This window comes from Hyalangium versicolor (assembly GCF_020103695.1).
Lineage (GTDB): Bacteria > Myxococcota > Myxococcia > Myxococcales > Myxococcaceae > Hyalangium > Hyalangium versicolor.
Map to the genome: position 1 here is coordinate 406344 of NZ_JAHXBF010000012.1, position 11533 is coordinate 417876.

Annotated in this window: 8 protein-coding genes and 1 pseudogene; 2 read left to right on the forward strand and 7 right to left on the reverse strand. The window is 68.2% G+C overall.

All coding sequences use genetic code 11. The features are described from left to right. Positions 1–24: 24 nt before the first annotated feature. The 4 genes from KY501_RS26000 to KY501_RS26015 all read right to left on the reverse strand — a co-directional run bounded on the left by KY501_RS26000 (position 25) and on the right by KY501_RS26015 (position 6659). On the reverse strand, positions 25–1860 hold the full coding sequence (locus KY501_RS26000) for a PTS fructose-like transporter subunit IIB (RefSeq protein WP_224366134.1): 1836 nt from the start codon (positions 1858–1860) through the stop codon (positions 25–27). Further along, positions 1857–2822: a 1-phosphofructokinase gene (gene pfkB / locus KY501_RS26005; RefSeq protein WP_224366135.1), complete on the reverse strand. Its 966-nt coding sequence runs from the start codon at positions 2820–2822 to the stop codon at positions 1857–1859. The genes KY501_RS26000 and pfkB overlap by 4 nt, the downstream gene beginning before the upstream one ends. Then, positions 2822–5686: a phosphoenolpyruvate--protein phosphotransferase gene (gene ptsP, locus KY501_RS26010; RefSeq protein WP_224366136.1), complete on the reverse strand. Its 2865-nt coding sequence runs from the start codon at positions 5684–5686 to the stop codon at positions 2822–2824. Before ptsP ends, pfkB begins: the two co-directional genes overlap by 1 nt. Positions 5687–5876: 190 nt before the next feature. Beyond that, positions 5877–6659 (reverse strand): SAM hydrolase/SAM-dependent halogenase family protein, encoded by a 783-nt coding sequence (locus KY501_RS26015; RefSeq protein WP_224366137.1) that lies wholly within the window; start codon positions 6657–6659, stop codon positions 5877–5879. Positions 6660–6754: 95 nt separating this feature from the next. Between KY501_RS26015 and KY501_RS26020 the strand changes: the two genes are divergently transcribed. Next, entirely contained in the window at positions 6755–7225 is a 471-nt protein-coding gene (locus KY501_RS26020) for a hypothetical protein (protein WP_224366138.1), read from the forward strand. Here KY501_RS26020 and KY501_RS26025 read toward each other — a convergent pair. Genes KY501_RS26025 through KY501_RS26035 form a run of 3 tightly spaced genes read right to left on the reverse strand, consistent with a single transcriptional unit; the run spans position 7222 to position 10754 of the window. Then, a complete protein-coding gene (locus KY501_RS26025) occupies positions 7222–8865 on the reverse strand; it encodes a PAS domain-containing sensor histidine kinase (protein WP_224366139.1) in 1644 nt (547 codons plus the stop codon). The two genes, KY501_RS26020 and KY501_RS26025, sit on opposite strands and share 4 nt — an antisense overlap. Positions 8866–8885: 20 nt before the next feature. After that, positions 8886–9893: an NAD(P)H-dependent glycerol-3-phosphate dehydrogenase gene (locus tag KY501_RS26030; RefSeq protein WP_224366140.1), complete on the reverse strand. Its 1008-nt coding sequence runs from the start codon at positions 9891–9893 to the stop codon at positions 8886–8888. Positions 9894–9926: 33 nt separating this feature from the next. Next, positions 9927–10754, reverse strand: a complete 828-nt coding sequence (locus KY501_RS26035; RefSeq protein ID WP_224366141.1) for a hypothetical protein — start codon at positions 10752–10754, stop codon at positions 9927–9929. 303 nt (positions 10755–11057) lie between these two features. Between KY501_RS26035 and KY501_RS26040 the strand changes: the two are divergent. After that, positions 11058–11533: pseudogene (locus tag KY501_RS26040) on the forward strand (hypothetical protein); the annotation flags it as partial.

Consider the following 11533-nt stretch of genomic DNA (forward strand, 5'->3'; position numbering starts at 1 on the left):
TGTGGGCCCTCGGTGCGGATGGCCTCAGTTCGAGGCGATCGTACGTCGCGCGGCCACCGGTGCGCTCTGCGGCTGCGGGGGCGTCTCCAGTATCTCGGCCTTGCCCGTCTTGACCAGCGCGTACCCTCCGCCGACGACTCCCGTGCCGATGGCGATCGCCAACAGGTACAGCACCACGTGATTGACCGCGTGGGGGATGAGCAGCACGAAGAGACCTCCGTGCGGAGCCATCAACTGCACTCCGAAGTACATCGACAGCGCCCCGGTGATGGCTCCGCCCAGCATGCAGGTCGGAATCACCCGGAACGGATCCTTGGCCATGAAGGGAATGGCTCCTTCCGAGATGAAGCACAGCCCCAGCACCAACGAGGCCTTGCCGGCCTCCCGCTCCGGCTCCGAGAACTTGGAGCGCGCCAGGAGGCTCGCGACCCCCATGCCCAGCGCCGGCACCATGCCCGCCGCCATGATCGCCGCCATCGGCATCTGCGCACCGGCTCCGCCCTCGGCCAGCAGCCCGACTCCGAAGGTGTAGGCCGCCTTGTTCACCGGGCCCCCCAGGTCGAAGCACATCATCGCTCCCAGCAGCATTCCGAGCATGATCGCGTTGCCCGAACCCATGTTCTTCAGGAACGCCGTCAGCCCCGCCATGACCGCTGCCACCGGCGTGCCGATGACGTAGATCATCACCAGCCCCGTGAGCAGGCTCGACACCAGGGGGATGAGGAGGATCGGCTTCAGGGACTCCACGCTCGCCGGGAGTTTGAGGTAGCGGCTCAGGGCTCTCGCCGTATAGCCGGCGATGAAGCCCGCGAGGATGCCTCCAAGGAACCCCGCTCCGAGATCGCTCGCCAGATAGCCGCCGATCATTCCCGGGGTGATTCCAGGACGGTCGGCGATCGAATACGCGATGTAGCCGGCGAGCAGCGGCACCATCAGCTTGAAGGCCGTTCCTCCGCCCACCTTCATGAGCGTCGCCGCCAACGTGCCTTCCTGCTTGAAGGCCTCGATGCCGAATACGAACGACAGGGCGATCAGCAAGCCCCCCGCGACCACCATGGGGAGCATGAACGATACGCCCGTCAGCAGGTGTCGATAGGGCCCACGCCGGGCTCCTGCCGCGCCGCCCTTGCCATTGTGCTCGGCGCCTTCCGTGGGGGCAGTGCCTCCCTGGACCTGCGCCTTCTCCAGGGCATCCTGGATCGTCTGCGTCGACTTCTTCAGCGCCACTCCCGTCGATGTCCGCCAGACGCGCTTGCCCGCGAACCTCGACGTGTCGACCTCGATATCCGTGGCCAGGACGACCGCGTCGGCGGCTTGGATCTCCTCCGCGGTCAGCTTGTTCTGTGCTCCCACCGAGCCCTGTGTCTCGACACGGATGCCGTAGCCCAACCCTTTCGCAGCCTGGGTGAGTGCCTCTGCTGCCATGAAAGTGTGGGCCACTCCTGTCGGGCAGGCGGTGATGGCCACGAGCTTCTTCGGTCCTCCGGCCCCCGGCTGCGGTGCGGGTGCCTGTGCCTCGGCCTGAGTTGCTCCGCGCCCAGCAGGTTCGGTCAACGTCGTGGCCTGGCTCTCGGCTTGCGCCAGGAAGGCATCCGGGTCTGGCAGCGCCTGGGCGATGGGCGCTTGATAGACGCGCTTGCCGGTGAACCGCTCGAGTTCCACCGGGGCGCTCGCTGCGATGACCACCAGATCGGCAGCGGCGATCGTCGCCTTGTCGGCCAGCACGAGCGGCTCGAGCTGGCTGTGCATCTCCACCTTCGCCTTCCAACCCCGCCGTGCCGCGGCACGCTCCAGTCCTTTCGCCGCCAGGAAGGCTGTGGCCATGCCGCTGGGACAAGCCGTGACGATGATCACATTCATCGGTGCGTCTCCCGGTTGAGTTGTTCCTCGGACACGAGTTGCACCCGCGTCTGCTGCTGGAGCCCTTCGAAATCCTGGGCGTTCGGATCGCCGACGCCCACATGGCGCACGGACTCGGCCGCGAGCGCCGTGGCGAAGCGCAGACTCCGCTCTCGTGGCCAGCCGGACAGAATTCCATGCAGCGTGCCGGCCAGCAGTGTGTCCCCCGCTCCCACGGTGCTCACCACGGAGACCCGAGGCGGTGTGGCCCGGAGTGCATGCCCGCGCTGTGTCCAGATCACTCCCTCGGCGCCGAGGGAGAGCAGCACGTCCTCAATGCCCTCGGTATTGAGCCGAAGCACCGCCTGGATTCGCTCCTCGGGTGTCTCGAGTGGATGACCTGCCCAATCCGCCAGCTCGAGTTCGTTGGGTTTGACTCCCGAGGGCCGTGCGCCCAATCCAGCGGCCAGGGCTGGGCCGCTCGTATCGAGCCACACCGGCACCTGGCGTTCGCGAATCGCGGAGATGAAGCCGGCCAGCCGCGCAGGCGTGACGTTGGGTGGCAGGCTGCCGGAGATCGCGACCACGTCGTTCCCCGACAGCAGTGTCCCGAGCCGCTCGGCCAGCTCCTCAAGCGAGTGAGCCGGTATCTGAGGTCCCGGTCCGTTCAGATCGGTCACCCGCCCGTCCTTCTCAGAGAGCTTCGCGTTGATGCGCGTCTCTCCGGGCACTCGGATGAAGGCGTCACGCAACCCGAGTTCCTTGAAGGCCCTCACGAAGGCCGTCTCGTTGTCGGCTCCGAGCAACCCCGACACCGTCACGTCATGCCCCAGTCCCGCGAGGACTCGCGCCACGTTGATGCCCTTGCCACCCGCGTCGAGGCGCGTGCTCTCCGTCCGGTTGACCTCGCCGGGCTTGAGCGCTCCGAGCCGGATCGACAGGTCCAGAGCGGGATTCAGTGTCAGCGTCAGGACTCGCGCCATCAGGCCGCCTCCAGGGCGTCTCGCACCGCTGCGGCGGTGGACTGTCTCAGTGCGAGCGCGGCCAGCTCCCGAGCCCTCGGCAACGTCAGCTCCCGGATGCGGGCCTTCACCAACGGCACGCGGCGGCTGGTGACGGACAGCTCATCGACTCCCAGACCCACCAGCACGGGGATCGCCAGTGGATCGGAGCCCAGCTCTCCGCACACGCCCACCCAGCGGCCCTCGGCATGTGCTGCCTCGACCGTCATGCGGATCATCTGGAGCACGGCCGGGTGCAGCGCGTCGGACTGCGCGGACAGCTGCGGGTGATCCCGGTCGATCGCCAGTGTGTACTGAGTGAGATCGTTGGTTCCGATCGAGAAGAAGTGCGCCTCCTTCGCCAGCGTGGGTGCCAGCAACGCGCACGAGGGCACTTCGATCATCACCCCGAGTTGGACGTCGGGCGCCTTCACCTCGGCCTGGATGCGATCGAAGAGGGCTTTGCCCGCACGGAACTCGTCGATGTCCTTGACCATCGGGAACATGATGCGCACCGGCCGTGAGCCTGCGGCGGTCAGCAGGGCTCGCAATTGCGTCTCGAGCACCTCCGGCCGCGTCAGCGTCAGGCGGATCCCTCGGAGCCCCAGGAAGGGGTTCTCCTCGTGCGGCATCGGCCAGTACGCCAGCGGCTTGTCTCCGCCCACATCCAGGGTACGCGCCACCATCGGGCGGCCGGCGAGCGCGTCGAACGCCTGCCGGTACTCAGCCGTCTGGGTGGCCAGATCCGGCATCTGCGGATGGGCCATGAACACGAACTCGGTGCGCAGCAGGCCAATGCCCTCGGCGCCTCGCTCGACGGCGTCAGCGGCATGCCCGGTGTTGCCGATGTTGGCTCCCACCTCCACCCGGTGGCCGTCCTGTGTACGAGCCTCCTCGTGACGCCGGCTGTAGGCCGCCTCCTGGAGCGCCTTCTGCTCCTCGATGCGCCTCTCTGTGCGCTGCCGGCGTGCAGGGCTCGGTGCGGGGATGACCCGGCCACTCTCTCCATCGACGATCAGCTCGACGCCTGGGGTCAAGGCCAGCACGCGCTCCCCGGCGCCAACCACTGCGGCGATACCGAGCGACCGTGCAAGGATCGCGCTGTGCGCCGTAGCACCTCCGCGCGCGGTGACGATGCCTCGGACCTTCGCCGTGTCCAGCCGCGCGACGTCAGAGGGTCCGAGATCCTCCGCTACCAGGACGTAGGGTTGCTCTGGGGGAATCGGCAGCTCGACACCGCACAGCAGCCCGAGCACCCGGCGGCCCACGTCGCGCAGGTCCGCGGCGCGTTCGGCCAACAACCGGTCTGCCAGCGCCTCCTGGGCCCGCGCCGCGGTCTCGATGGCACGCCACCACCCCGCCTCCGCCGACATGCCTTCCCCGATGGCTTTGAGCGCCGCTTCCCGCAGCGCTGGATCCTCCAACATCTCCACGTGGATCGACAGGATCTGCGCGACATCGCCCTTCGTCGTGCGCCGTACCACTGTCTCGAGCTGCTGACGGGCTCCCGCGAGCGCTCCTTCTAGGCGCTGTCGCTCGCGGGACGCGTCGCTCGCACGCTCGGGATAATGGAAGTCCGGCAGACGCAGCACGTAGGCTGGCGCGATGGCGAGCCCCGGAGCCGCAGGCACGGCCGTCAGCGCTTCATCGGCCTGCGGTGCAATAACGGCTGGAGGGACGGCTGCTGCTTCCCTAACAACGGGCGGCGCCTGAGGTGCCGCTTCGAGGGGCGTCACCGGCTCTCCCAAACCTCCACGAACCGCATCGGCCATCGCCGCGACAGCCTGCTCGGCCCCCTCACCCTCGGCGGAGAACACCAGCGTCTGGCCGTGCCTCGCGCCGAGCCCGAGCACCTTGATCAAGCTGGTGGCCGGAACCGCCTCGCCCGCGCCTTCGAGCAGACGGATCCGAACGGGCACCGGCTGTGCTCGCGCCACCTGCACCAGTTCCCGAGCGGGCCTCGCGTGCAACCCCTGCGCGTTGAACAAACGAACAGGTGCGGTCCGAGCCTGCGCGGACTCTCCCGACAGGCGGGACAGGATCTGCTCCATGGGCAAGCCCGCGAGCTGGGCTCCATCTCCGCGGGCGATCAGGGCGTCGAGGCGCTCGAGCAGCGCGCGATGCGCATCCCCCTGGGCAGCCAGGCAGAAGACAGCGGCCACCTCCCCCGCATCATCCTGGAAGCGCTGCTTCGGAGTGGCCAGTCCCAGCGCAGGAGTCTTCACGCCCGTGGCGCCGTACGAGAGCCAGAGCCCCTGTCCCAGGGGGACTGGCAGCTGGCCAGCGATGGCAGCCACGAAGCTCGCATCCACGCAGCCGATGTGGCGCAAGCGAGCCGCGGCGGCCAGCGCCAGCTCCAGGCGGTCACGTGCCGGCACATCCAGGCAGAGCGTCTCCGCGTCGAACCTCGCCGTCACCAGCTCGCGAGACAGGGCCGCAATCACCTCCTCCGCGCTCATCGCTCGGGCCAGCGACTCCGCCACCCCCGTCCTCTCCAGCACGTGCGTGAGCTGGCGAAGGATGTCCAGGTGCTCGTCGGACTGCGCGGCAATCGCCACCAGCAGGTTCACCTTGGAGCCGTCATGCCAGGCGACTCCATCCGGGTACTGCAGCACGCGCACGCCCGTGGCGCGCACGTAGCGGCGGCTCTCCAGCGTGCCGTGAGGGATCGCAATCCCATGGCCCAGGTACGTGGAGGACTGAGCCTCTCGCGCGAGCAGCCCCTCTCGGTATTCGATCGAGACCCGGCCCGCCTCGACCAGGGCCGTGGCGGCTTGATCCAGCGCCGCACGCCAGTCCGGAGCGCGACAGCCAAGCCGGACGTCGTCACGAGTGAGCGTCAGCATCCGTTGGCATCTCCTCAGTCATGCCGGGCTGGCAGGTGGCTGAGGAGAATCGTTTCACCAATGCAGACCGGACGCAGACCCGTTCGCCTCAAACTTCCAGGACTGGAAAGATGGGAGGCTCCCCCCAACCGTCAGCCCCAGGACAGGAGGTGCCCCCTCCGGGCGCGGTTCGGACGAACCTGTCCACTTGTCAGACAAGTTCGATGCGCACGCGCTCCCCGCGCTCGGCGCCAAGCACCGAGGCCGCGTTCCCATCCCGCGCGGAGACCTCCAGCAGTCCCGAGCTGCCCACCAGCGCGAGCAGCTCTCCAGGCGCCACCGCCTGATAGTGTGGATGCGGCGCTCCCTCCACCACCGAGAGCCCCACGCGCACCCGGAAGCGAGCCGGCAACTGAGCACTCGGCAGGTTGGTGATGAGGTTGCCGTAGCTGTCCACGTGGATCACCTCCCCCACGGGCAGTCCGTCCTCCACCTCGGGAACGGGGATGCGAAACGGAGCCTCCAACCGCTCCACCGGACGGCCCAGCCGCTCCAGCGTCACCCCCGTCGCGAGGTGTCCCACCACCGGCGCGAAAAGATCCCTCCCATGAAAGGTGCTCGAGCGCAGCGGCCCCCACCACGTGGAGTCCGTGAGCTCCACGGCGGCCTCCTGCCCCCCGAGCTGCTCCAGCGCTGGCAGCAGCAGCCCGTTGTCAGGCCCCACCAGCACATCTCCTCGCCGCGAGCGCACCGCCACCGCCCGGCGCCGCGAGCCTACGCCCGGATCCACCACGGCCAGGTGCAGCGAGCCCGGGGGAAAAGCCTCCACCGCCGTCCACAGCAGAAAGGCCCCAGCGCGCACATCCTGGGCCGGCACCGCATGCGTCAAATCCACCAGGGTGGTACCCGGGGCAACCCGGAGCAGGGAGGCCTTCATCTGCCCCACATAGGTGTCGGTGGCGCCGAAGTCGGTGAGCAGGCTGACGAGGGGCATGGTCCACCCCCCAGGCTACCGCACCTGCCGCCCCAGCGGCCTGTCTCCGGAGAGGGTTGCGGGGGAACCCTCGGGTTCTCTAGATTCCACCCACCGTGCTCACGCTGCTCCTCAGCCTCCTGCTCCACCTGGTCCAGATCGACGGGCTCCCCGAAGGCATGCCCGGCCAGGACAACACGCCCCAGTACGTCAAGCCCGCCTCGTCCATGGCGCCGAAGTACATCGATCTGCTCGAGCAGAACAGCCACATCGTCTATCCGGCGCTGGCTGTCGTCACGCTCCTGCTGGTCATCGGCGGCATCTTCCAGGCCTGGAAGAGCCAGGACATGGACGGCCTCACCAAGAACGAGTTCAAACGCGCCATCGTCAACGAGCTGCGCCGCAACCTCAGCGGACTGCCCGGTGACATGATCGCCCGCGCCATCGGGCTGGATCGCCTCAAGACGGTGCGCCTCCTGGAACAGATGCAGCAGGAGGGCATCCTCAACTCGTATATGAGCTCCAGCCAGATGATGATGTGGCGCGTGCGCGGCGCTGGGCCCGAGAAGAAGGACAAGCGCTACTAGAACTCCGGCTCCTGCTCGCCCGGGTGCCCCACCGGCAGCAGCACCCGGAACGTCGTCCCCTGGCCGGGATGGCTGTCCACTTCAATCTGCCCTCCCAGCCCCGTGACGATGCCGTGGCACACGGAGAGCCCCAACCCCGTGCCCACCCCCACCGGCTTGGTGGTGAAGAACGGCTCGAAGATGCGCGACAGGTGCTCGGCGGCAATCCCCTTGCCCGTGTCGCTCACTTCGATGCAGACCCGGCCTTCTCCCGCCGTGCACAAGCGCACCGTCACCCGATGCTGCTCCACCGCGCCCTCGGGCGTGGCCTGCGCGGCGTTCAGCAGCAGGTTGAGGAAGACCTGCCCCAGCCGCGTCTCGTTCCCCTGCACGAACGGCACCGGCTCGTAGTTGCGTACCAACTGCGCCCGCTGGCGAATCTCATGCGCCGCCATGGCGATGGAGAACTCCAGCGCCGCCTGCACGTCCACCGGCCCGATCACCTCGGGATCGCCTCGCGCGAAGATGCGCAGATCCCGGACGATGTCCCGGATGCGCTCGGCCCCCTTCTGCGCCTGCACCAGCGCCTGCTTCACCTCCGCCAGGTCCACTCCCGCAACAGGTGCGTGGAGCTGGCCCAATTCCTCCACCGCGTACATCACGTTGGCCAGCACGTAGGCCAGCGGGTTGTTGATCTCGTGCCCCACGCCCGCCGCGAGCTGCCCCGCGGTAGCCAGGCGCTCGGCCTGCACGAGCGCGTTGCGCGTGGCCTCCAGCTCCTCGGAGCGCCGCCGGACCAGCTCCTCCGCCTCCGTGCGGGCCTGGTGCTCGCGCGCCAGCAGCACATCCCGCTCCTGCTCCGCGCGGCGCCTCCGAGAGATGTCCTCGACCACGGAGATGAAATAGTCCGGCGTACCGTCCTGCCTGCGCACCAGCGACACGGTGAGGTTGCACCAGATCGCCTCTCCGCCCTTGCGGATGTAGCGCTTCTCCATCGAGTACATGGGCTGCTGGCCGTGCAACAGCATTCGGGCCTGCTCCTGATCCCGAGCGATATCCTCCGGGTGGGTGACGAGCTCGGCCGTGTGCGTCATCATCTCGTGGAGCGAGTAGCCGAGGATCTCGCACAGCCGCGTGTTGGCGCGCAGGAAGCGCCCATCCACATTCACGTGAGCAATGCCCACGGCAGCCTGCTCGAAGGTGGACTTGAAGCGCCGCTCGCTCTCCTCCAACTGGAGCAGCGTCTGATCCCGCTCGGTGACGTCCACCACCTGCGAGAGGATGCAGAGCAGCTGCCCGTCCGCATCCCGGAGCGCGGAGCTGTACCACTCGCACTGGATGATCGTGCCGTCCCGGCGGTAGTTGCGGTTGCGGCAGCGGTTCCACCGCTCCTGGCCGGACCGCAGCCGGATCACCGCCTGCAGGGCCAGCTCCGAGTCCTCCTCGTACACGAAGGGCCGCACGCCCTGCCCCGGGTAGCCGCCGAGCACCTCCTGCTGCGTCCACCCGAACATTGCCTCGGCCCGAGGGTTCCAGTACCGCACCCGGAAATTCGGATCCCACTCGATGATGGCGACGGGAGACTTCTCCGTCAGATCGAGCGTGGAGAACGTCCACCGGGGAGCGGGGTGACTGGGAGGCTTGAGCGGGCTCACGGACATGGGCGTGCTGTGGGAGAGGTTCAGCTGCTACTCAGCTCGGACTTCGGCTGTCGCGTCATCAACCCCACCATCGCCGCCTTCGCGCTCTGGCCCTCGTAGGCAATCGCGTACACCTGCTCGCAGATGGGCAGCTCCACCCCCGTCTTGAGCGCCAGCTCCCGGGCGCTCTTCGCCGTCTTCACGCCTTCGGCCACCTGCTTCATCTCCGCGAGGATGTCGGCCAGCTGCCGACCCTTGCCCAGCTCCATGCCCACGCGCCGGTTGCGGCTCAGCTCGCCGGTGCACGTGAGCACCAGGTCTCCCATGCCCGACAGCCCCGAGAGCGTCAGCGGGTTGCCGCCCTTGCGCACCGCCAACCGCGTAATCTCCGCCAGCCCGCGGGTGATGATGGCCGCGCGCGCGTTGTGCCCCATGCCCATGCCGTCCGCGATGCCCGCCGCGATGGCGATCACGTTCTTCAGCGCCCCGCCGTACTGCACCCCCACCACGTCATTCGACGTGTAGGAGCGGAACGACTCCGTCTGCAGCACCTTCTGGCACCGCACCGCCACCTTCTCCCAGTGCGAGGCGATCGTCACCACCGTGGGGCTGCGCAGCGCCAGCTCCCGGGCGAAGCTGGGGCCCGAGAGCACGGCGATGTAGGGGTGGAATTCCTCGGGCAGGCACTCCTCCAGCAACTCCGTCATCGTCAACAGAGACTCGTTCTCGATGCCTTTGGCCACGGTGATGAGGGGGACGTGGCGGGGCAGGTGCGGGATCGCTCGGGAGAGGATGTCCCGGGTTGCGTGGCTGGGCATGGCCAGCACCACGAGCTCCGCGCCCGCGAGCGCCTCGCCCAGCTCGAGCGTGGCACGGACCTTGGGAGACAGGGGGATGCCTGGCAGGTAGGTGGGGTTCTCGTGGCGGGTGTTGATGGACTCGATGAGCGCGGCGTCCCTCCCCCAGAGGTGCACCTGCTCGCAGTTCACCGCCAGGGAGTTGGCGAGCGCCGTACCGAAGGAACCTGAGCCAATGACGCTGCTACGCATGGAGAGCCTCGGGAGCAGAGAGGGGCACGGGGTTCAGAAACCAGTCACCACGCCGATGCCGACGACGGGCATGAACGAGGCGTCCTCATCGCGGCCCTGGATGTTGCCTCCGACCATGACGAGATAGGACGTCCGCTCAGAGAAGGGCACCTCGAGCCCTCCGCGAAAGAGCAGGTTGCCTCCCATCTGCACTCCGTCAGGGACGCCGCCGAGCGGATTCTCCTGGTAGGGCTGCGTGTCGAAGGCGAGGAGGTAGCGCACATCCAGGAAGCCTCGCGAGCGCTTGCCGAGCAGCACCGAGCCCACGAAGCCCGGGGCCACGTTCCAGTTGCGGCGGCCGGTGAAGTAGCGCGCGCCGTACTGCTCTTCGCTGGGCGAGTTGAGGAAGAAGGCGTGGCCGCCCTCAATGGAGAAGGCCAGATGCGCCTCTTCACCCGAGAGGATCCCCAGGCGCACGTACCCGCGCACCTCATTCATGATGCCGTAGAGACTGTCCGCACCGAGCCCCGCATCCAGCCAGGGCAACAGGCCCACGGAGAGGCGCACCGAGGCGAGCGGGAAGCCCAGCATCGCGCCCGCGCCGAGCTTGCCCGGCTCCAGGAGACGGCCCCCGTAGAGACTCACCCGGTTGGGCTTGAGGGGCTCGGCCGGAACGCGTGCCTCCACGTCCCGCCTGGAGAATTGCGAGGGGACTGATCGCACAGGCCGAGGATCTGGAGGAGGCGCAGGGGCCTCGGGGCCGGGGTAGCTCAGCCAGGACTCATCCGGCGCAGCCGCGGCGGCCGGCTCCGAGGGAGCCTGCGCCAGGGCTGGCAGTCCCAGGCCGAGGACGAGCAGTGACGGGAGGAGGAAGGCACGCATGGGGAAATCTGCCCCAGTCTAAGGAGTTTCAAGAGTTTCAGGTAGTTGACGTGGCAACTTCGGGGCAGCCAGGGGAGCAGGGGTGGAGGCTCCGGTTCCAGCCGGGCTGGAAGGGCCACCGAGGGTTCAGTGCGAACTGGTTCGCAGTGGGCCTCTGCCCCCACGCCCACTGCGAACCAGTTCGCACTGGGGCTCTGCCTGCGGCCACTGCGAACCAGTTCGCACACATGGTGTCCCTTCCAGCGCCGGGCTCTACTGCGACCAGACCGCGCGCCTGCGTTGGCGCACGGAGCGGGGAGGACCATGAGTACGGGTTGCTCGAGCCTGCGAGTGTTGCGTGCCGCAGTGCGTTGGATCGTCCTGATGCTCGCAGGGGTGCTCGGCGGTTGTGCCACGGACAGCGCCACCCCTTCCCGGGGAGGAATGGGCGGCAGGGGTGGCCCCCCGGCGATGGTGGCTCGCTCCGTCCTGGGCGGGCTTCAGCAGATGGATCCTTTTGAGGCCGTGCTCCTGTTCGCTGGGCTCAACTCTGGCGAGGACCTGCCCGAGCGCGAGGCTCCCTTCACTCCCGAGGACGCGGCGCACCTGTATGACAGGCTGCTGGACACACCTGTCTCCCTGGCGGGCTTTGGTCCTCGGCTCGTCGCTGCTTTCCTCCTGCGGGAGGTGATGGAGGGTAACGAGGAGCTCTCCCGCTCAGCTCTCCTCGAGCGCGTGCAACGCTTCCATGGCCTGGCGGTATTGAGGCCCGATGGCTACCTGGCCTGGGCTCTCACTGG